Origin of the sequence: Kribbella sp. HUAS MG21, from assembly GCF_040254265.1 — a bacterium.
Taxonomy (GTDB): domain Bacteria; phylum Actinomycetota; class Actinomycetes; order Propionibacteriales; family Kribbellaceae; genus Kribbella.
The window spans coordinates 1831043-1854651 of record NZ_CP158165.1 but is presented as its reverse complement, the minus strand read 5'-3'; the positions used below and the strand labels follow the sequence as shown (position 1 = coordinate 1854651).

30 protein-coding genes and 3 tRNA genes are annotated in these 23609 nt (G+C 69.3%); 26 read left to right on the top strand and 7 right to left on the bottom strand.

Features of this window, described 5'->3' with window-relative positions:
* Positions 1-320 precede the first annotated feature (320 nt).
* Positions 321-707 (top strand): hypothetical protein, encoded by a 387-nt coding sequence (locus tag ABN611_RS08865; RefSeq protein WP_350279322.1) that lies wholly within the window; start codon positions 321-323, stop codon positions 705-707.
* Here ABN611_RS08865 and ABN611_RS08860 read toward each other — a convergent pair.
* Both ABN611_RS08860 and ABN611_RS08855 read right to left on the bottom strand, forming a co-directional pair.
* Positions 700-1254, bottom strand: a complete 555-nt coding sequence (locus ABN611_RS08860) for a GNAT family N-acetyltransferase (RefSeq protein ID WP_350279321.1) — start codon at positions 1252-1254, stop codon at positions 700-702. The two genes, ABN611_RS08865 and ABN611_RS08860, sit on opposite strands and share 8 nt — an antisense overlap.
* Positions 1251-1994, bottom strand: coding sequence for a GntR family transcriptional regulator (locus ABN611_RS08855; protein ID WP_350279320.1), 744 nt, complete (start codon positions 1992-1994; stop codon positions 1251-1253). The genes ABN611_RS08860 and ABN611_RS08855 overlap by 4 nt, the downstream gene beginning before the upstream one ends.
* Before the next feature lie 200 nt (positions 1995-2194).
* Here ABN611_RS08855 and ABN611_RS08850 point away from each other — a divergent pair, with 200 nt between their 5' ends.
* The 21 genes from ABN611_RS08850 (at position 2195) to ABN611_RS08750 (ending at position 16943) form a co-directional block, all read left to right on the top strand.
* The gene (locus ABN611_RS08850; RefSeq protein ID WP_350279319.1) at positions 2195-2416 is read left to right on the top strand and encodes a hypothetical protein; all 222 of its coding nucleotides are present in this window, start codon (positions 2195-2197) and stop codon (positions 2414-2416) included.
* Positions 2413-2769: a hypothetical protein gene (locus ABN611_RS08845; RefSeq protein WP_350279318.1), complete on the top strand. Its 357-nt coding sequence runs from the start codon at positions 2413-2415 to the stop codon at positions 2767-2769. The genes ABN611_RS08850 and ABN611_RS08845 overlap by 4 nt, the downstream gene beginning before the upstream one ends.
* Entirely contained in the window at positions 2769-3140 is a 372-nt protein-coding gene (locus tag ABN611_RS08840) for a hypothetical protein (RefSeq protein ID WP_350279317.1), read from the top strand. The genes ABN611_RS08845 and ABN611_RS08840 overlap by 1 nt, the downstream gene beginning before the upstream one ends.
* Positions 3137-3433 carry a hypothetical protein gene (locus ABN611_RS08835; RefSeq protein WP_350279316.1) on the top strand — a complete coding sequence of 99 codons (297 nt, stop codon included), beginning with the start codon at positions 3137-3139 and terminating at the stop codon, positions 3431-3433. The genes ABN611_RS08840 and ABN611_RS08835 overlap by 4 nt, the downstream gene beginning before the upstream one ends.
* Complete coding sequence (locus tag ABN611_RS08830) at positions 3430-3795, top strand: hypothetical protein (RefSeq protein WP_350279315.1); 366 nt, start codon at positions 3430-3432, stop codon at positions 3793-3795. Before ABN611_RS08835 ends, ABN611_RS08830 begins: the two co-directional genes overlap by 4 nt.
* Complete coding sequence (locus ABN611_RS08825) at positions 3792-4310, top strand: hypothetical protein (RefSeq protein WP_350279314.1); 519 nt, start codon at positions 3792-3794, stop codon at positions 4308-4310. The genes ABN611_RS08830 and ABN611_RS08825 overlap by 4 nt, the downstream gene beginning before the upstream one ends.
* Positions 4311-4334: 24 nt before the next feature.
* Positions 4335-4574: a hypothetical protein gene (locus ABN611_RS08820; protein ID WP_327639556.1), complete on the top strand. Its 240-nt coding sequence runs from the start codon at positions 4335-4337 to the stop codon at positions 4572-4574.
* Positions 4574-4957: a hypothetical protein gene (locus ABN611_RS08815; RefSeq protein ID WP_350279313.1), complete on the top strand. Its 384-nt coding sequence runs from the start codon at positions 4574-4576 to the stop codon at positions 4955-4957. Before ABN611_RS08820 ends, ABN611_RS08815 begins: the two co-directional genes overlap by 1 nt.
* On the top strand, positions 4954-5988 hold the full coding sequence (locus tag ABN611_RS08810; RefSeq protein ID WP_350279312.1) for a hypothetical protein: 1035 nt from the start codon (positions 4954-4956) through the stop codon (positions 5986-5988). Before ABN611_RS08815 ends, ABN611_RS08810 begins: the two co-directional genes overlap by 4 nt.
* Complete coding sequence (locus tag ABN611_RS08805; RefSeq protein WP_350279311.1) at positions 5988-8324, top strand: cell division protein FtsK; 2337 nt, start codon at positions 5988-5990, stop codon at positions 8322-8324. The genes ABN611_RS08810 and ABN611_RS08805 overlap by 1 nt, the downstream gene beginning before the upstream one ends.
* 284 nt (positions 8325-8608) lie before the next feature.
* The gene (locus ABN611_RS08800) at positions 8609-9667 is read left to right on the top strand and encodes a hypothetical protein (protein WP_350279310.1); all 1059 of its coding nucleotides are present in this window, start codon (positions 8609-8611) and stop codon (positions 9665-9667) included.
* Positions 9668-9675: 8 nt separating this feature from the next.
* Complete coding sequence (locus tag ABN611_RS08795; RefSeq protein ID WP_350279309.1) at positions 9676-9981, top strand: hypothetical protein; 306 nt, start codon at positions 9676-9678, stop codon at positions 9979-9981.
* 20 nt (positions 9982-10001) lie between these two features.
* A complete protein-coding gene (locus tag ABN611_RS08790) occupies positions 10002-10175 on the top strand; it encodes a hypothetical protein (protein WP_350279308.1) in 174 nt (57 codons plus the stop codon).
* The gene (locus ABN611_RS08785; protein WP_350279307.1) at positions 10175-10384 is read left to right on the top strand and encodes a hypothetical protein; all 210 of its coding nucleotides are present in this window, start codon (positions 10175-10177) and stop codon (positions 10382-10384) included. Before ABN611_RS08790 ends, ABN611_RS08785 begins: the two co-directional genes overlap by 1 nt.
* 5 nt (positions 10385-10389) lie before the next feature.
* The gene (locus ABN611_RS08780; protein WP_350279306.1) at positions 10390-10902 is read left to right on the top strand and encodes a single-stranded DNA-binding protein; all 513 of its coding nucleotides are present in this window, start codon (positions 10390-10392) and stop codon (positions 10900-10902) included.
* Between the two features lie 93 nt (positions 10903-10995).
* Positions 10996-11919 (top strand): bifunctional DNA primase/polymerase, encoded by a 924-nt coding sequence (locus ABN611_RS08775; protein WP_350279305.1) that lies wholly within the window; start codon positions 10996-10998, stop codon positions 11917-11919.
* A complete protein-coding gene (locus ABN611_RS08770) occupies positions 11919-13502 on the top strand; it encodes a DNA cytosine methyltransferase (RefSeq protein ID WP_350279304.1) in 1584 nt (527 codons plus the stop codon). The genes ABN611_RS08775 and ABN611_RS08770 overlap by 1 nt, the downstream gene beginning before the upstream one ends.
* The gene (locus ABN611_RS08765; protein WP_350279303.1) at positions 13499-14332 is read left to right on the top strand and encodes a DNA adenine methylase; all 834 of its coding nucleotides are present in this window, start codon (positions 13499-13501) and stop codon (positions 14330-14332) included. Before ABN611_RS08770 ends, ABN611_RS08765 begins: the two co-directional genes overlap by 4 nt.
* On the top strand, positions 14329-15357 hold the full coding sequence (locus tag ABN611_RS08760; protein WP_350279302.1) for an AAA family ATPase: 1029 nt from the start codon (positions 14329-14331) through the stop codon (positions 15355-15357). Before ABN611_RS08765 ends, ABN611_RS08760 begins: the two co-directional genes overlap by 4 nt.
* 147 nt (positions 15358-15504) lie before the next feature.
* The gene (locus ABN611_RS08755; protein WP_350279301.1) at positions 15505-15711 is read left to right on the top strand and encodes a helix-turn-helix domain-containing protein; all 207 of its coding nucleotides are present in this window, start codon (positions 15505-15507) and stop codon (positions 15709-15711) included.
* On the top strand, positions 15708-16943 hold the full coding sequence (locus ABN611_RS08750; RefSeq protein ID WP_350279300.1) for a tyrosine-type recombinase/integrase: 1236 nt from the start codon (positions 15708-15710) through the stop codon (positions 16941-16943). The genes ABN611_RS08755 and ABN611_RS08750 overlap by 4 nt, the downstream gene beginning before the upstream one ends.
* 23 nt (positions 16944-16966) lie before the next feature.
* On the opposite strand, the gene ABN611_RS08745 is transcribed toward ABN611_RS08750, so the two are convergent.
* From ABN611_RS08745 to ABN611_RS08730, 4 genes are all read right to left on the bottom strand, one after another.
* Entirely contained in the window at positions 16967-18331 is a 1365-nt protein-coding gene (locus ABN611_RS08745; protein WP_350279299.1) for a hypothetical protein, read from the bottom strand.
* 134 nt (positions 18332-18465) lie between these two features.
* Positions 18466-18538, bottom strand: a tRNA-Phe gene (locus ABN611_RS08740).
* Positions 18539-18583: 45 nt separating this feature from the next.
* Positions 18584-18660: transfer RNA gene (locus ABN611_RS08735), tRNA-Asp, on the bottom strand.
* Positions 18661-18719: 59 nt separating this feature from the next.
* Positions 18720-18792: transfer RNA gene (locus ABN611_RS08730), tRNA-Glu, on the bottom strand.
* Positions 18793-18885: 93 nt separating this feature from the next.
* Here ABN611_RS08730 and ABN611_RS08725 point away from each other — a divergent pair.
* A complete protein-coding gene (locus ABN611_RS08725) occupies positions 18886-19227 on the top strand; it encodes a metallopeptidase family protein (protein ID WP_350281612.1) in 342 nt (113 codons plus the stop codon).
* A gap of 121 nt (positions 19228-19348) precedes the next feature.
* Positions 19349-20593, top strand: coding sequence for a hypothetical protein (locus tag ABN611_RS08720; RefSeq protein ID WP_350279298.1), 1245 nt, complete (start codon positions 19349-19351; stop codon positions 20591-20593).
* Between the two features lie 46 nt (positions 20594-20639).
* On the opposite strand, the gene ABN611_RS08715 is transcribed toward ABN611_RS08720, so the two are convergent.
* Positions 20640-21368 (bottom strand): polyprenol monophosphomannose synthase, encoded by a 729-nt coding sequence (locus tag ABN611_RS08715; RefSeq protein WP_350279297.1) that lies wholly within the window; start codon positions 21366-21368, stop codon positions 20640-20642.
* Between the two features lie 60 nt (positions 21369-21428).
* Between ABN611_RS08715 and ABN611_RS08710 the strand changes: the two genes are divergently transcribed.
* Entirely contained in the window at positions 21429-22769 is a 1341-nt protein-coding gene (locus tag ABN611_RS08710; protein WP_350279296.1) for an FGGY family carbohydrate kinase, read from the top strand.
* Entirely contained in the window at positions 22766-23608 is an 843-nt protein-coding gene (locus ABN611_RS08705; protein WP_350279295.1) for a hypothetical protein, read from the top strand. Before ABN611_RS08710 ends, ABN611_RS08705 begins: the two co-directional genes overlap by 4 nt.
* The last annotated feature ends 1 nt before the right edge of the window (position 23609 follow it).

Below are 23609 nucleotides of genomic sequence, written 5' to 3'. Positions count from 1 at the left end.
GCGGATAGTGGGGACAGATGCTTGGTCGGGTGTCCCCCCGATCCGGGGCGCACAGCACAGGTCAGAGCGCGAGCACGGGCAGCGGGGACGGTAGGCGTGTCTCGCCGGCGTGGGTCGGGCAATGGAAATTCCGGGGCGACCTCAGGTGGTCTGCGATGCCAGACGATCCCCGTAGCCGACTACTCAGCGGCACGTGACGGGTGCCTCGCACCGTGACCCTTGCCCGAGGTCGCATCACAACAGCATGCCGCGAATTGAGTGGCTCTGCTGGAGTTATCCACAGGCAGGCGCTTATCGAACATATGTTCTAAAATAGTGGGATGACGAGCAGAGGTATCGGTGACGCGCAGCGGGTTCTTGGGCAGCCCAGGTCGTGGGTCGAGCAGACCTTTCCGAAGCCCACGCCGGCGTTGCCTGATGCTGCCGGTGACACACTGCTCGGCTTCGTGTGCTCCCAGGTCCGGCAGTGGGAGACGCAGGTAGCCACTGAAGCAGCGGAGTATCGGAACCAGGTCCTGGGGGCGGCGATGGTGCGCTACGCGCTGGACATCCGCCGACAGTGCGCCGCGCTTCGGCGCATCCTTGCGCGATACGGCGATGCCAGAGACGCGGGAGAGCCAGAAGCGGTCCGGATGCGGGAGTTCATCGCGGACGTCGCAACCGCATGGAGTGCGCATCCGGATTGGCGCGATGACTGGCCTACCTGACCTTCGTAGGTGAGGCATCGGCAAGTCCGTGATCCCGCATCGCATCCGTGGTCACATTGCGGGCCGGCCGTTCGAACAAGGCGCCCGAGTTCCGATGCGGCAGCTCGACGGTGCGCACATGGCGGAAACCCTGCGCAAGGTAGTACTTCTGCAGGTCAGAGTTCGTCCGCCACGCGTCAAGCCGCAGCAACGTGCCACCGCGCCGCGCGGCTTCGCGTCCGCACCAGTCCAGCAGTGCTGATCCAAGCCCGCTGTAGCCGTCCACGGTCGCGATCTTGCTCACGTAGTAGGCGGGTTCGGCCAGTTCGTCCGGTGTCCAGAAGTCGCTATCGCCATGCTCACTGAGGATGGCGGTACCGACGGCGCCGCCCTGCTCATCGCGAACTACGTAGGCTCGGCCAGCCTGGATGTCCGGCAGAACCTTGCTCACAGCGAACCGGGGCGGCCACTGGTTGATCCCGCGCGCGTGCAATCGCGCCGTCGCAGCGGACAGCACATCGAGAAAGGCGTCCAGATCAGGGGGCGTCGCCTGCTTGATGCGCGTCATGCCGGAACCTCGTAAAGCAGTCGATGCCGGTCCCCAGGCAGCACGCTGACGGTCACCCGGATGGGAGTGCCGTCCTTTGCGCTGCCGGTACGCATCTGGATCGTGACGGGAATGCCGGGGCCGATTCCGAGGACCTTTGCCTCGTCCGGAGTGGGCATGCGGCTCGTGATCTCATCGAGGTAGTAGGTCTGAACATGACCGCGGTCAGCGAGGTGGACAGTCAGGCCAGTCACCACGTCGCTTGGATCCAGGATCGCCGGCACCTCACGGGCAAGCTCGATCGGGTAGTACGAGTCATTGAGGTTCCACGGCTGGTCGTCGGCTAGACGCACGCGCTGTCGAACAGCGGCCAGGCCGCCGGGCTCGAGGCGCAACCGCTCGGCGACGTCGGCCGGAGGTTGCACTACTGCGACCTTGATGTCCGTGCGGGGTCGCCGGCCTTGACTCTCTAGGTCGTCGACCCATGAATCAACGCCCGATGGTCGCCTGCGCGCCCGGCTTTCCGATCGGGAGGCGTAGATCCACACGGGTTCGCGTCGGCTGACGCGCCGTCCACGCCCCTTGACGCTCGTGACAAGCCCGGAGTTCTCAAGCGTTTTCAGAGCGCCACGAACCGTGTTTCGAGAGACGCCGTAGCGCTCCATCAGTTCTGCCTCACTGGGCAGCGCAGCGCCTGGCGGAAGCTCTCCGATTTCGATCGCGCGCCTCAGGTCGGCCGCCATCGCCTCGTGCAGATGCACACCCGGTGCGATTCGAGCTGGTCCATCGCTTGTCAACTCGGCTCCTCGGTCCGTACCAACAAATCTGTACCAACAACTCTACCGAAAACTCTTGACGCTTGGTGCCACTCTGTGTGACGGTTTGACGTACCCCCTGTTGGTACAGGTCTGTAGGTACAGGCGGAACTGGGATCCAGCTTTTCAGTGGAGAGGACGCAAGCATGGAGTTGGCAATCTTCGGGCTGGTGCTGCTGTCGGCGCTGGTCTTGATGTGTTGGAAGAACTTCGTTGCCGGGCTGGTCGCGGTGGTTGCGCTGATGCTGGGCATCACGATCGCGGCCAGCAACGGGCCGCTGGAGCGTCCGTCGCAGTCGTTCACCGACGGCACGCGGAACGTGATCGGCGACATCGGCAACACGCTGTTCAACGGTGGTGGCCGGTGAGCGTCCGGGCGGTCTGGGGACGCGTGATGGACGCGCTGTACGCCGCGTCGGACGCCTCGCACAAGGCGCGGGGCTGGGAGGTCCGCAAGGGCCGGTTCGGTTCGCGCCGTTACCGGCTGGACGTGGCCGCGTGGTTGGAGTCGCAGCGCCGCCTGGAGCGGTTCGGATCGACGCCCGGCCCCGTTGTGGTGGTCCGCGACGAGGCGGCCGATCTGTGGGACTCGATGCGCTGGACGCAGGCCGACATCACGCCGGTACTGCGCGAGGCGATCGACCAGGGCCGTGCGGCGAACCTCGTGCTCGGTCCGTCGTGGCGTCGCCGTGGTGACGACCAGGCGCGGGAGGTGGCGTGATGGCCGCCCGCGTGGTCGCTCGCGTGGCGGCGGTGCTGTTCACTCTGTGCACCGGCCTGGTGCTGGCGATGGTCGCAGGGATCGACCTGGCCGACCGGTCCGTGGTCGTGCGGGTGCTGGTCCTGCTGTTCGTGACCATGCAGATCGGCGAGACGGCGTGGCGGTTCGTGTGGGCCGCCGAGGACGGCGAGCGGCTGTTGCCGTACCTGCCCGCGCTGGCGGTTGTGGCCGGTGTCCCGATGGCGGTCGCGGCCCGCATCGACCATGTCGGTCTGGCGGTCGGGATCGGCGGGTTCCTGTCGGCGGTGCTGTCCACGTCGCTGCTGATCAATCCCGCTGAGCGTTCGTCCGGTCAGGCGGTGTCGTCATGACCGGGCTGCACATCGACCGGCCGTGCCGGGTTCGGAGGGCCGCGCCGGGTCGCTGGGAGTGGACGTGTCTCTGCTCGCCCGTGGTGTGGCCGTGCACCGGCCGCGCTACCAGCTGGGCCGACGCGCTGACCGCCGCCGACGAGCACCTGACCACCGCCCACCCCGTCGCCGCCGCACCGGTTGTGGAGCCGGGGACGCTGGCGCCGGTCATCGACCTGGCCACCTACCGCGCCACCACGCTCCCCAGCGCCCGGGTGCTGGAGTTCGCCCGGCCGGGAGGTGACGCGGCATGACCGGCGAAGCGTCGGCCGCGTTCGACCCGTTCCGGCCGCCGATGGTCGGCGCCGAGACCTGGCAGTCCGCGATGGTCGCGGCGGGCTGGCGGTGCGAGTGCACCGGCCAGTGCGGCAAGGGCCACGTCAAGACCGCCGGGCGCTGCGGGACCAACCACGGATCGGCGCACCCGCTGGCGGTGGACGCGGCCGACCCGACCGCGTCCCTGCACGCGGCGGTCACCGGCGCCGAACTGGTGGCGCTGTGCGCGGGCTGCCAGGCCGGCGCGAAACGGGCCGCGACCAAGGCTGCAGAGCAGGACGCCGCCGACCACACCGACCAACTCGACCTGTTCGACCTGACCGGAGGCGACGCCGCATGAACACCCCCCACCCCCTCGCTGTGGCCGTCCCGGTCGTGACGGTGTCGCTGGCCGACGACGAGACCACCAAGGCCGTGGTGCGCCACGAGTACGGGTCGCTGGACGACGCCGGGCTGCCCGGACCCGCCTACACACAAGCCCAGGCCCGCGCGGAGCGGAACCTGCACGCCGGTATCCGGTCTGCCTATGACGACGGCGTGACGGTGCCGTGCCTGACCGACCCGGCGACCTGGGACGCGGACTTTTCCGAAGGCCAGGTGACGCGGGAGGACGTGTTCCGCGCGGCGAACCTGTGCCGCACCGCGTGCCCCGTGTTCGGGCTGTGCGACGCGTACCGGCTCACGAATCCGCCGGCGCACGGCATCCTCGCGGGCCGCTACATCAAGCACCCGTCCGAGGTGCGCTCGCCCGGATCGGCTCGCCGGGACACCAACCGCCGCGACGACTGGGCCACCGGCCGCGACCTGCTCCCGACCGCCGACGCGACTGCCGACATGACCGCTGACGCGGCCTGATCTCTTCCCTGACTGGAGAACCCGATGAACCGCAAGCGCTACAACACCACCGCACCGCGCGATCTGGTGCTGCGGGTTGCCGAGGGCACCGACCGCCTGTGCGAGGCGTGCGCGCTGCGGCGGACCCGGCGGCGGATGGACGTGGCCGGCGTGGTGTTCGCGATCTGCGAGTCCTGCGCCCCGGTGCCGGTGATGGCGATCCTCCCGGCCCGCGACGGCGCAAACCAGACCTGTGACCGCACCGACTTCAAGGACGCTGCCTGATGAACGACCGCATGACGAACGACGAGCGCCTGGTCCAGCACGCCGACGACGCCTACGAGGCGATCCGTGCCCTCAACCACGGCACCTACCGCACCATCCCGGCACCACTGGCCTACAGCCTGCTCGGCAACCTGCAAGGCGCGGGGTTCGGCCTGGCCCAGCTGGCCGGGCAGATCGCCGGAGGTCTGCGGGACTCGCTGACCACCTACGACGTGTACGACAACAACCGCGACCCCAAGGCGAGCGTCGCGATGGCCGCCGAGGCACTGCGGCAGGCCGCCGAGCACGCGAGGCGCACGGCCGAACTGCTGGCCGCCGCCCAACTGGCCATCAACGCCCAGGGCTACCACCTCCCCGACGACGACGAGGAGATCCAGCGATGAGCACGCCACTGGTTGCCGCTGGCAACGCGAAGTCGTCCGGTGTGGACAAGCTGCGCGAGTCCGCCGCGCAGGCGTCGCAGGTGCGGGCGCTGTCCACGCATCCGGACGTGATCGCGCTGCGGGTGGAGTCGATCCGCACTCAGGTGGACGTGTTGATGTGGGTCGGGATCGTGCTCGGGCTGGCGTTCACGATGGTCAACGTGCAGGCGTTCGCTGCCGCCGGCGCGGCCTCCTGGTCGCTGCCGTGGCTGGCTGCGTGGCTGCTGGACCCGATGGTGTCGCTGGTGCTGATCGCGGTGCTGCGCGCCGAGCAGATCACCGCGCGCTACCAGGTCAGCGACCACACGAAGTGGATCGGACGGACGAAACGGTTCGCGTTCGCCGCGACGTACGCGATGAACACCTGGCATTCGTTCGTGCGGCTGGACGTGGCCGGGATCGTGCTGCACTCGGTGCCGCCGCTGCTGGTGTTCTGCGCTGCCGAAACCGCGCCGGTGCTGCGCGACCGGCTCACCGAAGCCGTGCTGCGCGCAGAGCGCACCGCCGCCGAGGCCAACCCGACCGCAGCGCCTCTCGCCGAGCCCACCGCCCCGCCGGAGCCGACCCCGGCACTCGAGTCGGACCAGCCGACCGCCGACCAGGCGACCGAACCGGCCACTGACACAGCCCCGACCACCCCGGGCCGGAAGCGACCTGCACGCAAGGCCCCGGCCCGCCCGGCAGGCAAGCGCGGTGGGAAGACCACCGGCAAGACGACGGGCAAGGACAAGGCCCGGGCGCACTGGGATGCCGAGCTCGCGGCGGGCCGGGAACCGACCGGCGGCGAGCTGGCCCGGGTCGCCGAGGTTGACCCGTCGCTGGGTCGCCGGTGGGCGCGCGACTGGAAGACCGAAACCACCGACACCACCACCGACGCCACAACGCCTGACCGCCAGGCGGTGGCGGCCGACATCACATCGGCCGCGACCACCGACGACATCGACACCCCCGGCACGACCATCCCGGACGAGATCGAAGGAGAGGCCGCCTGATGCGCTTCATCGGCCGCAAGAACGACGACCAGGACCGCGGCCAGCGGCCCGACGACAACGACCACATCGGCATGGGTGAGGTGGTCCCGCTGCACCGCGAGACCGTCCGGACCGACTCGGACGCGACCGATGCCCAGGCCGACAACGAGACCCGCCCGCGGGTGCAGGACGTGATCGCCCGGGCGGTTCCGGCTGCGGAGTCGGTGGCGCCGGCCGATTACGACGTAGACCCCGACGATGACGAAGAGGAGGGTGCCGAGGTTCGGCCGGTGCGGGTGGACCCTGTGGCGGGTTCGGTCCCGGGGCTGTTCCCGTGGGACCGCACCGATGAGCGTCGGGCGCCGATCCCGTTGTGGGTCAGCGACGCCGCGACCCGCAAGGCCGCGATTCGGTGGGTGGGTGACATGGCCAAGCACAAGGCGAAGTTCCACGCCGTGCGTACGCCGCTGTATGCGGGCCGGGTCGCGGTGCGGGTGCCGCGTGGCGGTGCGCGGGTGCTGCGCGACTACACCCGCTGGGTGACCGACGCCGAGACCCGGCCGCTGCGCGCCGAGGCGGTCCGCAAGGCCGACGCGATCGAGCACATGAAGCTGTCCCAGAAGACCGCCGAGCGGCAGAAGGCCCGGCTGGCGATGTCGGGTGTGCTCGCGGTCCCGGTCCTGGCGGGACTCGCGGTGGTGGTGTTCGCCGCTCCGGTCCCGGTCGCGGTCCTGCTCGGTACCGCGGCTGCTGCTTGGCTGGGGGTCCGGGGCGGGACCGAGGACAAGCCCCTGTTCGGTCGCGCCGTGGTCACCGGCAAGGTCCCGGAACTCACCTCCGACATGATCATCCGGGCACTCGGCAGCCTGAACAACTCGCTGCTGAACAACGCCGTGAAGTCCGGTCGCGGGATCACGTTCCCCGCGCCGATCACCCGCGAGGGTCCGGGATGGCGCGCCGACATCGACCTGCCGCACGGCGTGACCGCGAACGACATCATGGAGAAGCGTTCCGCGCTCGCCTCAGCGCTGCGCCGGCCGCTGGGCTGCGTGTGGCCCGAGCCGGACCCGAACCAGCACGAGGGCCGCCTGGTGCTGTGGGTGGGCGACAAGGACATGGCCCAATCCCCGGCCGCCAACTGGCCGCTGGCCCGCAAGGGCAAGGCAGACCTGTTCGAGCCGTTCGCGTTCGCGACCGACCAGCGGGGCCGCACGGTGTCGCTGCTGCTGATGTTCGCCAACATGCTGATCGGCGCGATGCCGCGCTACGGCAAGACGTTCGCGCTGCGGGTGATCGCGCTGGCCGCCGCGCTGGACCCGCTGGTGCGCCTGTACGTGTACGAACTCAAGGGCACCGGCGACCTGGCCTCGATCGAGGACTGCTGCCACCGGTACCACTCCGGTCCCGCCGAGACCGAGGACCTGGAAGCCACGATGGCGGGACTGCGCGAGATCGCCAACGTCGAGTTGTCCCGCCGCGCGAAGGTGATCAAGTCCCTCCCCAAGGACAAGTGCCCGGAGAACAAGGTCACCCCGGAACTGGCGGCCAACAAGTCGCTGGGACTGTTCCCGATCCTGCTGATGGTCGATGAGTGCCAGGAGTTGTTCAAGTCGGACGAGTTCGGGAGCGAGGCGGCCGATCTGTGCGAGAAGATCATCAAGCGCGGTCCCGCCCTGGGCATCATCTTGGTCCTGGCCACCCAGAAGCCCGACAGCAAGTCCCTGCCGACCGCGATCTCCTCGAACATGGGCATCCGGTTCTGCCTGCGGGTGATGGACCAGACCGCGAACGACATGGTCCTCGGGACCTCGACCTACAAGGCCGGCATCCGGGCCACCGAGTTCAAGGCCAAGGACAAGGGCATCGGCATCCTGCTCGGTCACGGCGACTCCCACCAGACCGTCCGCTCCTACTACATCGACGGTCCCGCCGCCGAGGCGATCGGCAAGCGCGCCCACCAGCTGCGCGAGAAGGCCGGGACCCTGTCCGGACAGGCCGCCGGAGAGACCCCGCAGACCACGACCGGGCCGCGGTACTCGCTGCTGGACGACATCGCCGCCGTCCTCGCCCCGGGTGAGGACAAGGTCTGGTCCGAGACCATCTGCGACCGCCTGGCCGACCTGCGCCCGGACGTGTACCGCGGCTGGGACGCCACCGGCCTGTCCAACGCGCTCAAGCCGCACGGCATCACCACCGGACAGGTCTGGCTCACCGACGCCACCGGCAAGGGCGCGAACCGACGCGGCTTCGCCCGCGCCGACCTCGACAAGGCCCGCCGCGCCGCCGGCCAGGCCAAGAAGACCAGCAATCCCGTCACTGAAAGTGACGACGAGATGAGTGGGGAGGAGAGCGCCTGACCCCTGCCAACACCTGACAACTCCATCCCGCGGCTAGCCGCCGCACGGTCCTAGCGGGGCCCAGCCAATATCCGGAGTTCCTAGCACCTGGCCCCGCTAGACCTAGCACCCCCGCTAGCAACCCGAACCAGCCCGTGACCTGCGAAGACATCAGGTCTAACGGGTCAGTCGACTCATGCCAAAAACGGCCAAAACAGGCCCCAGGAGCCCCTTTGACCCCCCGCACAGCCGCTAGTGCTAACCCGACCCCGCAACGGCCCACAGACGGCCACAGGAGCCCGCTCATGCGCACTCTCGCGACCACCCTCAAGACCCTCCGCGACCGCCTAAACGGTGACTCTCCGCAGTCGCCGGGCGGGTTCGGCGCCGCGATACCGCCCGCGCCACGGCTGCGGGCGCGGCAGACCCCGGCCAACGACATACCGATCGGCCTGGACGCCACCGGGCAACCGGTCAGCATCCCGCGCGACAAGCACGTGCTGATCGCGGGCGACCCCCGCACCTTCGTCACCACCGCCGTGCGCACGGTCGCACTGCACCACGCCCGCTTCCCCACCACCCGCGTCCACGTCTACGAGCCCGACTCGATCGGCGACCTGGTCGCGCTGCGCGGCCTGGCACACCGCTACATCAACACCGCTGGCCACGGCGGCTCGACCGCGCGCATCGTCATCGAGGACCTGACGCAGCTGGCCGCCGAGATCGACCGCCGCGCCAAGCTGCTGGCGCGGTTGAACGCCGACATCGCCGCCGCCGGCCTGGATGTTGCGCCGGTCCGGTCCGTACCCGAGTTGCACCGGCTGTTGCCCACGGCCTGGACCAGCAAGGTCGCCGCCGCCGGGATCGCCGCCGACCTGAGCGGGATGGCGCGCCACGTCGCCGTCATCGGTGACGCGATCCGCTGGTGCACCAGCGAAGACGACGCCCGCGCCTTCACCGACGCGCTGACCCGGGTCGCGATCCGTGGCCAGGCGGCCGGGGTCAGCCTCGTGCTCGGCGTCAAGTCGCCCTACCTGCCGTACCTGCCGACCGACCTGATCGACGCCATCCCGGCCCGAATCGCGCTCCGGCTGCGCGAACCCCACCACGCCGACAAGGTCCTGGGCCAGGCCGCGCGCGCCGCCGGTGTGGACGCCGCCGACACCCCCGACGAGCACGGCCACCGGATCGGCGGGTTCGGGATGTGCTGGGTCGTCGGAGCCGTCAACCGCAGCCCGTACGAGCGAGCGCAGGTCTACGCCACCGACCCGCAGACGTTCGCCTACGAGGCCATCCGGCTGGCGCGCGCACGCTGCCGCGACCACCGGCTCACCGGCGACGCCGCCACCCGGAACGGCCGGTGATTCCCGCCATGGCCACCACGCTGGCTCCGCTGGCCCCGCTCGTGCCCGAGGCGGTGTCGCTGGTCGCGCTGATCACCGCCGGGGGCACGGTGCTGCTGATCGCTGTCGGTGCCGGGATCAGCGGCCTGTACCTGCTCACCTGCCGCATCTGGCCGTTCCGGGCATGCGGGCGCTGCAAAGGACTCGGCAGGCTGCACGCGCCCAACGGCAAGGCCTGGCGCGACTGCCCCCGCTGCAAAGGCACCGGCCGCCGCCTGCGGATCGGCAGGCGCCTGTGGAACCACGCCGAACGCACCCGCCGCAACGCCATCTGACCCACCACCCGAAAGGACTCATGACCGTGGCGAAGACCGAGACGAGCAAGAAGAAGCTCAGCCCGCGCGAGGAGTACAACGAGGCGCTGGCCGACCTGAACCGCTACTCCGACAACAACGAAACCCCCGACGCGGTCAAGGCCCGTCGCCGGTTCGAGAAGGCCGCCCGGCGGGTGCGTTGGTGGCACCGCTGATGGCCATCAAGGTCCGGCTGTCCGGCGAGCCCGACGACATCACCCACCTGGTCGAGCACTTGCGCGCCGAGTTCGACGTGGCCGGGGCCGACCGGGCCTATCCCAACCGCGGCTCGTTTGGTGTCCGCGTCTACCTCGAACTGCGCAGCCACACCACCACCAACCCCCGCAACACCGATCCCCGCAGCACCGACACGGAAGGCAAGTAGGAGCCATGAGCAACGAAACGATCATCACCATCGTCGGCAACCTGACCGACGACCCCGAACTGCGCTTCACCCCGTCCGGCGCCGCGCTGGCCCGGTTCTCGATCGCCTCGACCCCGCGCCGCTACGACAAGGCCGCGAGCGAATACGTGGACGGGGACACGCTGTTCCTGCGGGCCACCGCGTGGCGGCAGGTCGCCGAGAACGTCGCCGAATCGCTCCAGCGCGGGCAGCGGGTGATCGCGACCGGGCGGTTGCGGCAGTCGAACTGGGAGACCCCCGAGGGCGACAAGAGGTCCTCGATCGACCTGGAGGTCGACGAGATCGGCCCGTCGCTGACGTTCGCCACCGCCAAGGTCACCAAGGCCACCCGCGCCGCGAAGACCAGCGGCAACCCGGACGACCCGTGGGCCAACGCCAACCGTCAGCCCGCCACCGCAGGCGCCGCCGCGAACGGCGCGGCCGGTGCTGGTGGTGGCGACCCGTGGACCCGACAGGACAGCGGCGAACCGCCGTTCTGACCCAACCCTGAAGCCCGGTGGCCGGGCCGCGCGCATCTGGACCGGCCCGGCTACCGGAGACCGTAACCGACCCGAAATCGACTTGGAGGCAACGTGATCCCGAACCTGCCCAACCTGTCCGTCGCGCTCGACGCGGCCCGGCGCGGCTGGCCGGTGTTCCCCCTCGTTCCGGGCGCGAAGGTGCCCGCGATCGAGGCGTGGGAGACCGCCGCGACCACCGACGAGGCCCGGTTGACCCGGTGGTGGAACTGGCCGGGCCACGCCCGCCACGGCGTCGCGATCGCCTGCGGACCCGCTGGCCTGGTCGTGATCGACCTGGACCAGCCCAAGCCCGGCCAGACCGCGCCCGAGGCGTGGCAGCGGCCCGGGATCACCGATGGGTGCGACGTGTTCGCCGACCTGTGCGCCGACGCCGGGCAGCCTTTCCCGTCCGACACCTACACCGTCCAGACCGGGCGCGGCGGGTTTCACCTGTACTTCACCGCCCCCGCCCTGGACGCGGGTGTGCAGTTGCGCAATACCGGCGGCACCCGAGGCCGCGGCCTGGGGTGGCTGGTCGATACCCGCGCCGGCGGCGGGTACGTCGTGGCCGCCGGATCGGTTGTCGCGGGCAACCGTTACACCCTGGTCCACGACGTGGCCCCGGCGCCGCTGCCCAGCTGGCTCAAACATCGCCTCACCGCCCCGACCGTCGTACCCAGTCCGGCGCGGCCGGCGCAGGTGCACACCGGGCGACGGTCGGCCTACTTGGACCGGGCCGTCACCGACGAGTGCCGCCACGTCGTCACCGCCGACGCGGGCGAGCACAACAGTGCCCTGTTCATGGCCGCGCAGAACCTGGGCCGCCTGGTCGCCGGGGGCGCGCTCACCGAAGCCGAGGTGTACGCCGCCCTGCTGGACGCCGAACACCGGCTGGCCGCGACCTGTCCCGAACCGCACAGCGAAACCCAAGCCCACAAGACGATCACGTCCGGCCTGCGCGCCGGTGCGAAGCGACCCCGGAAGGTAGCCGCCTGATGAGTTTCGCGATGAGTTGGACCGACCTGTTCTGCGGGGCCGGGGGATCGAGCACCGGCGCGATCCAGGTTCCCGGCGTGACCGTGCGGATGGCCGCGAACCACTGGCGGCTGGCCGTCGAGACGCACAACACCAACCACCCGAACACCGACCACGAGTGTGCCGACCTGTCGCAGGTCGATCCGCGCCGCTACCCGCGCACCGATGGCGCCTGGTTCTCCCCGGAGTGCACGAACCACTCCCAGGCCAAGGGCCGCAAACGCAACATCGACGCCACCCCGGACCTGTTCGGCGAGACCCTGCCCGACGAGGCCGCCGAACGGTCAAGGGCGACGATGTGGGACGTGCTGCGGTTCACCGAGCACCACCGCTACCCCGTGGTGATCGTGGAGAACGTCGTAGACGCGGCCAAGTGGGTGCTGTGGCCGTCGTGGCGGGCCGGGTTCGACGCACTCGGCTACTGCCTGCACATCGTCTACCTCAACAGCATGCACGCCCAGGCCGGCGGGCTGCCCGCCCCGCAGTCCAGGGACCGGATGTACGTCGTGGCGCACCTGAAGAAGACCCGCTGCCCGGACCTGAACCGGTGGACCCGGCCGCTGGCGTACTGCCCGGGCTGCGACCAGCTGGTGCGGGCGATGCAGGCGTGGAAGAAGCCCGACAAGGCGTGGGGCCGCTACCGCGCGCAGTACGTGTGGCGCTGCCCGAATGTGGCCTGCCGCAACCAGGTCGTGGAGCCGGGCTGGTTGCCTGCCGCGTCCGCGATCGACTGGTCCCTGACCGGTGAGCGGATCGGCGACAAGGCCCGCCCGCTGGCCGCTAAGACCATGGCCCGGATCGCCGCCGCGCTCGACCGGCAGGCGCGGCTCGGTGCGCCGCTGGTGGTGCCGATGGAGGGCCGCGACGGCAAGCAGGCCATGCCCGTCACCGCCGTACTGCGGACTCAGACCACCCGCAACGAAAACGCGCTGCTGGTGCCCGCCGGCGGCACCTGGAACGACACCGGCACCCCGGTCACCGAGGTGATGCGGACCCGGACCGCGACCGAGTCCGAAGCCCTCGTGACCCCGATGGTGATCCCGCTGCGCGCCAACAACACCGCCAAGGGTGTCGGCCAGGTGTTCGACACGTTCGCCGCCGCAGGCAACCACCACGGCCTGCTGATGCCCTACTACGGCAACGCCACCGCCCGGACCACCGACGACCCGCACGGCACCTTCACCACCCGCGACCGCTACGCCCTGGTGATGCGCAACAACACCGCCCGGGGCGATGGTGCCGAGATGTCCACCCCGGTCGGCGAACCGCTACGGACCCTCACCACCGCCGGGCACCAGTCCCTGCTCGAGTACGCAACCCCGGCCGTCGAGGACTGCCTGTTCCGGATGCTGGAACCGCACGAGATCGCCGCCGGGATGGCGTTCACCCCCGGCTACGTCGTGCTCGGCAACAAGCGCGAACGAGTCCGCCAGCTCGGCAACGCCGTCACCCCACCCGCCGCCCGCGACCTGATCGCCGCCACCGCCGAAGCACTCGGCTACGACACCAGCGACCTCGACGCCGGATCGGCGGTGGCCGCGTGACGACCACCGCGCCGCCGTTCGCCTACTACGGCGGGAAGACGACCAAGGCGGCCCAATTGGTGAACCTCTTGCCGATCCACTCGCACTACGTCGAACCGTTCGCCGGGTCGCTGGCCGTGCTGCTGGCGAAACCGCCGGTGCGGTTCGAGACCGTGAACGACCTCGACGGGGCGCTGATGACGTTCTGGCGGGTGCTACGCGACCGGGGCGAGGAACTGGCCCGGGCCTGCTACCTCACCCCGCACAGCCGCGCCGAGCACCTGGCCGCCTACCACCTGACCGATGACCTGGATGACTTGGAGACCGCGCGGCGGGTGTGGGTGCAACTCACCCAAGGCCGGGGCGGCACCCGGCGCCGAACCGGGTGGCGGCACTTCCAGAACCCGGCCGGGCGCTCACCGGTCTCGATGCCGGACTACCTGGCCGCCTACGTCGAACGGATGACGCCGGCGCTCGACCGGCTCCGCAAAGTCAGCCTGGAATCGCGGCCCGCGCTCGACGTGATCGCCGACTACGGACGCCACCCCGGCGTGTGCATCTACGCCGACCCGCCCTACCTCGGAACCACCCGGTCATCGCGGCAGTACGCCGTCGAGATGAGCGGCGAGGACGAGCACCGAGACCTGGCCGACGCACTGCGCGGATGCCGAGCCGCGGTCGTGCTGTCCGGCTACCCCAGTGCCCTCTACGACGACCTGTACGACGGCTGGCACCGCCTCGACCTGGCCGCGTTCACCGGCCAAGCCAACCGCCACGGCATCCGCACCGAGGCCCTGTGGTCCAACCGGCCGCTCGGCGCCCAACCATCCCTGTGGGAGGAATCGGCGTGACCGCCAACCCGCTCGACCCCGGCACCTACAGCGGCGGTCACCACGGCGACCAGCTGGGCAGCAACGTACGCCCGCTGCACCCGTTCGCCGACGCCTGGACCGCCGACCGGCTCGTGCACCACGACTTCCCCGAGCCGAATTGGGCCATCACTGGCCTGGTCCCGGAAGGACTTTCGGTGCTCGCGGGGGCGCCGAAGGTCGGCAAGTCGTGGCTCGCGCTCGGCTGGGCGGTCGCCGTGGCGGGCGGGTATCGGGCGCTGCACGCGATCGACTGCGCCGCCGGCCCGGTGCTCTACCTGGCACTGGAGGACAACCCGCGCCGTCTGCAAGGCCGCATCCTCAAGGTGCTCGACGGCGCACCCGCACCCGCCGGGCTGTACCTGCCCACCGCCTGCCCCAACCTTTCTGCCGGGGGAGCGGACATGATCCGCGCCTGGCTCGACACCCACCCCGACGCGCGCATGGTCGTCATCGACGTGTTCGCCAAGGTCCGCGGCCAGGCCCCCGGATCGAACGCCTACAGCGACGACTACCGAGCCGCCGGACTCGCCAAAGCCATCGCCGACGAATACGGCATCGCCGTCGTGCTCGTGCACCACACCCGCAAGATGGCCGCCGACGACTTCCTGGAGGAACTGTCCGGCACCAACGGCATCGCCGGTGCCGCCGACACCATCCACGTCCTGTCCCGCTCGCGCCATGAAGCCGACGCCGTACTCAAGACCACCGGCCGCGACGTGGAAGAAGCCGAACGGGCCCTGAAGTTCGACCAGCCCACCGGCACCTGGTCACTGCTCGACGGACCGGTTCTCGAACACACCGTGCACGACACCAGCGCGGTGATCCTGCGCTACGTCCGAGGCCACCAAGGCGCCAGCCCGAAGGAGATCTCCGACGCCACCGGCCTCGACATCGGCAACACCCGCAAGACCTGCGCCCGGATGGAGAACCGCGGTCACCTCGTCCGGGTCGCAGACGGCCGGTACGCCGCACCACCAGACGCCGGGACAGGTGACGCGCCGTGAACTGTCCCGGCTGTCCCGGCTGTCCCGGCAACGCTCTGACCTGCGGTTTCACCCCGATCGAGCCGGGACACCCCACCCCGGCACCTGTCCCGGCTGTCCCGGCAGGTCACGTCAACCAACCAGCAATCCACTCGGAGGAACATCCCGATGACCGACCAGCCCCCGACCGAGATCGAGCGCCTGCTGATCACCACCGACGAAGCCGCACAGCGGCTCAACATCCACCGATCCACGCTCTACGACCTGATCCGCACCAACAAGCTGAAGACCGTCAAGATCGGCGCCCGCCGACTCGTGCGCGTCTCGGCACTCGAAGAAGCCATCACCCTGCTCGAAGAGGGGACCGCCGCGTGACCACCACCCCGCGCAGGAAGCGCACCCGCAGATCGAACGGACAAGGCTCCGTCTACCAGCGTACCGAGGACAACCTGTGGGTCGGTGCCGCCTACGTACTGATGCCGGACGGCACCCGCCGGCGCAAGGTCGTCACCGGCAAGACCGAAGCCGTGGTCACCACGAAGCTGCGCAACCTCCAGGCCAGGTCCGACCAGGGCATTCCGGCCGAAGCCACCAACTGGACGCTGGAGGCGTTCCTGCACCACTGGCTGGAATACGTCGTAAAGCCGTCGCGCAAGCCAAAAACCCACCAGGGCTACGAAGTTGTGGCGCGGGTCCACATCATCCCGGTGCTGGGCCGCAAGAAGCTGCACAAGCTCAACGGCGCCGACGTGCGAATGTTCATGCAGCGCGTCGCAAACACCTGCCTGTGCTGCCTGCACGGCTACGACAAGCGCCGGGGCGCGAAGGCCAAGTGCTGCGCGGTCGGCCGGTGCTGCCACAAGACCCCATCAGACCGTCTGGTCGAGCAAATCCACTCCGTACTGCGGAACGCACTGCAAGCCGCGGTGCGCGAGGAACTCGTCCAGCGCAACGTCGCCAAGCTCGTCCAGGTGCGCGGCGCGACCTACGAGGTGAACCGGGGACTCAACGCCGACCAGGCCCGCAAACTCCGCGTCGCAGCAGAGAACAACCGGCTGAAAGCCCTCTACACCCTCGCGCTCTACCTGGGCTTGCGACGAGGTGAACTGCTCGGGCTGCGATGGGAAGACGTTGATCTGGACAACGAGTTTCTGGAGATCCGGCAGACCCTCCAGCGGGTGGACGGTGAACTCCGGGCCGTCACTCCGAAGACCCGCCGATCCCGGCGAACCGTCCCGCTGATCGCCCGCTGCGTTGCCGATCTGCGCGAGCACCAAGAGCGGCAGAACCGCGAACGCAAGTCGGCGGGCGCGGTCTGGAAGGACACCGGCTACGTCTTCACCACTGAGATCGGTACGCCGATCGAGCCGGACAACCTGCGACGCAGCTGGTACCCGCTGAGGACCGCCGCCGGCCTGGACGGCGTACGGCTGCACGACCTGAGGCACAGCTGCGTGACGCTGCTGCTCGGACTCAAGGTGCCGCCGCACATCGTGCAGGCGATCGTGGGTCACGCCAACCTGGACGTGACGATGACGATCTACGCGCACACGTCGCTGGACGACAAGCGCGAGGCGCTGCGGAAGCTGCAGGAGCACCTGGCGTAAGGCTGTTCCGGAGGGGGGCGTACTTACGCGCCCCCCTCCTCCGAACCCGATGGGTAACGCAGGACCCCCCGCGCCTCGCGCAGCATGCGACGAGCATCAAGCGGTGTCAGGACACCAGCCTGTACGTCTTTGTCGAGCGTAAACAGCGCACGCGTGTCAATCACGAGACCGTTGTTGCCCGCGAAGATCTCGACCTCCTCGCGTGCGCCGGCGAAGGGCTCCGGTCGATCGGCTGGAGGCATCTGGAAGCTCTGGTTGACGACGTACCACTGAGCATCGGGCTCGCGTTGCTCGTGCAGGACGAAGACCGTGACGGCCTTGCCGAGTTGAAGGAGATCACCAGTCTTCGCGTTGCCCTTGGCGTATCCCTTGATCTCCACGAGGCAGGTCCACGCCTCATCTGTGATTCGGAGATCCTCTTGCTTACGACCGTTCGAATGCTGCGGCAAGGTATCGGCATCGATGACCTCGAACCCCAGACGGCCAAGCGCTGCGGACACTTCCTCCACGAGTTCAGGCCCTTGGGCAGTGAGCAGCCGGCGTTCGTTACTGTCCGCCTGTCGACGGGCGTCCTCCCGAGCCGCCAACAGACCTTCGAGCTCCGCTGTCAGTTCTGCACGCTGCACCTCGATCGCGTCCAGTCGAGTCCGGTACTCCGATGTCGACCGGTCTTCGATGTGTGTAGTCCACGATGGGTCTTCGGTCCACGCGTCGGCGTCTGCGAACGCCTCCTGGCCTGCTGCGCGCCAGTGCCGAATCGCGGCCGCTACCCACTCCTCGACTGCGTTGGCCGCATCTGCGGGCAGGCACCAGAGTTCACCGTCGTCGGGAGTGTCGCCGCGTTGCAAGCGTGCCGCGAGCACACGCCCCGCTGAATCAACGAGAAACGGCGTGAGCGCGGTGTGAACTGGTAGCTCGGCGGCGGAGCCGTTGATCAGCTGCCAGTCGAGATGCTTGTAGCGGACGCCTTCGGCGGGACGCAGAGTTGCCTCGGCCAGCGCGGCCAAGCCGCCGTCGATCGCGGCTTGCGAGATGCGGAACTGTTTTGCTGTCGGACCGTCAAACCAGAAGAGCCGCCACCTCGACCATGCCGGGTCGTCGTGAGAGAGGCCGGGAATCGCCTGGGGGTCCACAGCTAGAAAGGAGCCGCCGAACTGGAGCACATTCAGATTCCGCGAGAGGTGGTTCGGAGGGTCGCCGATGACGATGGCCGCGTCGTACTCCCCCTGGTGGAGGTCGCTGGCACCTTCCGTCGAGACGAACTCGACCCGGGTGAAGTGCCTCTCAAGTCCAGGGCGAAGGAGAGCCTCGAACTCGACGACGCTGTCTTCCGGGAGTACAACGATGGCCCAAGGCGGCTGTTTGCCGCCAATCAGCTTGTCTGGCATCGGTGTGTCGCAGAGGAACGATGGATTGGGGGCGAAGTTCTTGACACGCCGAGAAGGAGTCTACTGCTGCAGTTATTGCTGCAGTTCATCCACACACCTCGACTACAGACTGCCATCTCCGCTGATCAGAGAGGTGGTCAGGGGCGGTCTCGAACCGCCGACCTTCCGCTTTTCAGGCGGACGCTCTACCAGCTGAGCTACCTGACCGGGGAGAAAGTTCGGCGGCGGTGTTTTGACACCGCCGCCTTCTCCTGGCGACCCAGACGGGACTCGAACCCGCGACCTCCGCCGTGACAGGGCGGCACGCTAACCAACTGCGCCACTGGGCCTTGTGACTCGACGATCTTACAGCATCTTCGAGGTACTTCTTGCACCGACCTTTCGGCCGTATCCCCAACGGGATTCGAACCCGCGTTACCGCCTTGAAAGGGCAGCGTCCTAGGCCACTAGACGATGGGGACTCGGACCCGCGGGAGCCGAAGCTCCAGGGACAGCCGTAAGCATAGAGGAGACGGCGCCAGCTTCCAAAACGAGATACTGGCGGGGTGATCGAGATGAGCCGGGCGGACTTCGAGGTGCTGGTCGCGCAGGCGCTGGACGAGGTACCGGAGGAGCTGGCGGCGCTGATCGACAACGTCGCCGTGTTCGTCGAGGACGAGCCGCCGGCGGGCGATCCGGAGCTGCTCGGGATCTACGAGGGCATCCCGCTGACCGAGCGCGGGCACTACTACGGCGGCGTACTCCCGGACCGGATCACGATCTATCGCAATCCGACGCTGCGGATCTGCGAGACCGTCGACGACGTCGTCGATGAGGTGAACATCACGGTCGTGCACGAGATCGCCCACCACTTCGGCATCGACGACGCCCGCCTGCACGAACTCGGCTACGGCTGACCCTTCACGAACTCGGCCCCGGCTGACCGTAGGCCGATCGCGGTTCGGTGGGGTAGCCTCAGGCGGCCGGATTCGGGGACCGGTCCAGCCCGATATTTGAACGATCGAGTGAGGCCTCGCCGTGACCGAGCCCCAACCCCCTGCTTGGAACCCGGACCACCGCCCGTACGCCGCCCCACCCCAGGGCCCACCTCAACAGCCGTACGGCGCCCCGCCGCAACACACCGCCCCGCTACCGGAGTACGGCCGCCAGGCCACCGGTACGTCGTCGCAGTACGACGCCCAGCAGCCGCAGTACGACGCCCAAGCCCCACAGCACAGCGCCCAGCAGCCAAGGCACGCCGCGGCCCAGCCACCGCAGCCGACCGGCCAGCCGCAGCAGTACCCCGGCGGGCCCGCGCAGCCCGGCCAACCGCCGCAGTACGGCGAGGCGCCGCAGCATCGCCAGCCGCCGCAGTACGGGCAGCTACCCCAGTACGGGCAGCCGCAGTACAGCCAGCCACCGCACTACGCCCAGCCGCAGCACGGCCAGCAGTCGCAGCACGCCGGCCCGCACAACAACCCGGCGTACCAGCAAAGCCCGCAGTACCCAGGCAGCCAGCAGCCGCCCCGTAGGCCCTCCAAAGCCGTCTGGCTCCCGATCGGCGCCGTTGCGCTGGTACTGCTCCTCCTGGTCGGCACAGTCGTCTTCGTCACCACCCGCGGCGGCGACGACACCGCCGAGGCCGAGCTCCCGACCGCGACGTATTCGGACGGCCTCACCAACCCGTCGGGGCAGCCCTCGGCCACCGCACCGCCGACCACGCAGCCGACGTCACAGCCGAGTCAATCGGCGCAGCCCCCGTCCCAGACCACGCCGCCAGGGGTCGGCGAGCGGCGCCGGACGCTGAAGGACATCGACACCGGCATCCACGTGTACGACGACATCTACGTCACTCCCGCCCCGGGGTGGCGCAAGGGCAAGACGACGAAGTACAGCGTGTTGCTCGAGACTTCCGCGTTGCCCGGCGCGGTCCTCGTCGCGGTGGCTCCGTCGACCGGCTGGCCCGCACGGCTGGGCGTTGCCGCGGCAGTGGATCAGATGATCGCGGCGGACCGCATGAAGGGCGTCAAGAAGGGCGCGGTCCGCACCATGGCGCCGGCGAACTCGAACGTCGGCTCGCAGGCCGAGCAGCCGTACTCCGGCCGCATCACGACGCAGAACGGCATCGTGGTGTCGCTGGTCGCCAGATGTACGACGCTGACCGGCGTCGAGACCGTGCACAACGTGACGGTCACGGTGTGCGCCGTGGCCCGCCGGGAGTCGAGGTCCGCGGTCTTCAAGGCCGCGGACCGGATGCTGGCCTCCGTCGCCCGCTCGATCTAGCAACCGCCGATCGAGCAGGCGGCCGAGCCGGCGGTCCAGCCGTCGGTCAGGAGCGGCCGAAGAGGAGTTTCCAGGGCATCAGGGCGGACTCGAGCTGGACCTTCAGGCTCATCTTCGAGACGCCCTCGGTGCGCTCCTCGAAGCGGATCGGGGTCTCGGCGATCTTCAGGCCGCGCTTGACCGTGCGGTAGTTCATCTCGACCTGGAACGAGTACCCGTTGCTCTCGATCGACGCGATGTCGATCCAGCGCAGGGTGTCGGCCTTCCACGCCTTGAAGCCGGCAGTCGCGTCCTTCACGTGCAGGCGCAGGATCGCGTTCACGTAGAAGTTCGCCCACGCGGACAGCGCGCGGCGGTGCCAGCCCCATTCGGCCGCGGCGGAGCCGCCGGGGACGTAGCGGGAGCCGATCACCACGCCGGCGTCGGTGGTGCGCAGCATCTCGACCATGGTCGGGATGACCGAGGCCGGGTGCGACAGGTCGGCGTCCATCTGGATGACAATGTCGGCGCCCTCGTCGAGCGCGCGGGTGATCCCGGCGACGTACGCGCGGCCGAGGCCGTCCTTCGCGGTCCGGTGCAGGACGCCGACGGTCTCCGGCGACTTCTTCGCCAGCTCGTCGGCGACGTCGCCCGTGCCGTCGGGGGAGTTGTCGTCGACGACGAGCAGCTCCAGGCCGGGCAGGTTCAGGTCGGCCAGCAGCCCGGCCAGCACGGGCAGGTTCTCCCGCTCGTTGTAGGTCGGTACGACGACAACGATCTTGCTCAGCTCACCCATGACTTTCCTTTGTTCTGCAGACACCGGACGCTATCGCATGCGCGGTTTAGGGTCGTGCACGTGATTGCGCTAGGTGTCGATGTCGGTACGACGAACCTGAAGGTGTGCCGAGTTCCCGACGGGTCAGTACGTTCGGTCCGTACGCCGGACGACGCGGAGGCCTTGCAGCACGCCGTACGGCGGTTGGTCGCGGAGCTGTCCGAGGGACAGCACGTCGATGCTATCGGCATCACCGCGATGGCCGAGACCGGCGTGCCGCTCGACCGGGAGCTGCGGCCGCTGACGAAGCTGATCACCTGGCGTGATCAGCCAGGCGTGGAGCAGGCCCAGCGGCTCGACTCCGAACTGGGTGCGGCTGAGCTCTACGCCCGTACAGGTCTCCGGCTGAGTCCGAAGCTCCCTGTGGTGACGTGGCGGTGGCTCCGGGACACTCAGCCCGAGCTGCTCGCCAGAACGCGCCTATGGGCGGGTGTGCCCGATCTGGTGCTGGCAGCGCTGACAGGTTCGTTCGCGATGCACCTCACCCATGCGCAGCGGCTGGGCGTGCTGGACCTGCAGAGCCGGCAGTGGGACGAGGAGCTGCTGCAGTACGGCGGCCTGGACCGCCTCCCGGCTGTAGTCGAGCCGATGACGGTCGCGGCGACCACACCGGACGGGGTGCCTGTGGTGCTGTGCGGCCACGACCACCTGGTCGGCGCGTGGGCCGCTGGGGTGCGGGAGCCGGGGCAGGTCGCTGACTCACTCGGTACTGCGGAGGCCGTCATCACACCGAGCTCAGGGCTGATGCTGGACGACCAGCTGCGTCAGCAAGGCATCAGCATGAGCTGGTACGTCGACGGGCAGCACGGCTGCGCTGTGTCCGGTAATGGTGCAGCCGGCGGCCTGGTCGAGCAGCGCCTCGCTGCACTCGGCTACGACTACACGTGGTTGAACAGTGTCTTGGAATCCGTCGGTCCACCCAGCGATCGTTTCATCGCGCCGTACCCTCAGGGCCGTCAGGCGCCGGCGCCCGATCCGTCGTCGACGTACGACGTGACGCGGCCGGTGGACGATCCGGCCGAGGAGATGCGGGCGCTGGTGGACGCGCTGAGCTTCCACGCGCGCTGGATGGCGGAGGAACAGACGCGGCTGCTGGGGATCGACTGGCGCAGTACGGTCGCGTTCGGTGGGCCGGTCCGGCTGCGCGGCTGGATGGCCAGAAAAGCGTGTGCCTCCGGCAGGAAATTCGCAGTACTGCACGAGCAGGAAACCGCTGCACTGGGCGCGGCGCGGATGGCGGCCGAGGTGGTCGGCGGGCAACCGGCGGAACCGTTGCAGGCAACGCCTCTCGAGGTCGACCAGCGCCTGGTTGAGACGTGGGATGGCGCGTTCTGGCATCGATTCCATAAGGTGGTGTCATGACGCTGGATGCACTCGCGTACCCGGACGGCACGTTCGCGATGGTGGCCATGGATCAGCGCGAGAGCCTGCGCACGATGCTCGCGGATCACGGCCGCCCCGACGACCCGGAGGCGATCCGGAACTTCAAGGCCGCCGTCGCGGAACACCTTGCCCCGTTGGCCTCCGGCTTCCTGATCGACCAGGGGTACGACGCCCCGGCGCGCCCCGGGTGGATCCTCGCGGCCGACGCGCTGACCCAGGAACGCGGCGGACCGGTCACCGACACCCACCTGGACGAAATCGTTTTCCCTGAGGCGGCGCGCGCGGCCGGAGCCGTCGCTCTCAAACTGCTGGTGATCTGGAAACGCGACGACCAGCAGACTCGACGCCTCGAGATGGCCAAGGAATTCGTTCGCCGCTGCGCCGCCGCCGGCCTGCTGTCCGTCCTGGAGCCCGTGGTCCAACCGGCCGACGGCGAGAACGACTTCGACCTGGACCAGTCGATCCTCGACGCGGCCGAGGCCCTGGGCCCCGTCCGCCCCGACCTCTACAAGGCCCAGGTCCCGAGCCGCGGCCTCGGCGACGCAGCCGGCATCATCGCCACCTGCCAGCAACTCACCGAAACCCTCCCGGTCCCATGGGTCGTCCTCTCCAACGGCGTAGCCCGCGACGACTTCCCCCGAGCAGTAGAACTAGCCTGCCGAGGCGGCGCCTCCGGCACCCTCGCCGGGCGCGCCCTCTGGACCCCCGCCCTGGAAACCGACAACCCCTCGGCAGTGCTCGCGACGACCTGCCGCGACCGGCTGGCTCTCATCGCCGGCATCGTCCACCAGCACGGCCGCCCATGGACGAAGGCCTGAC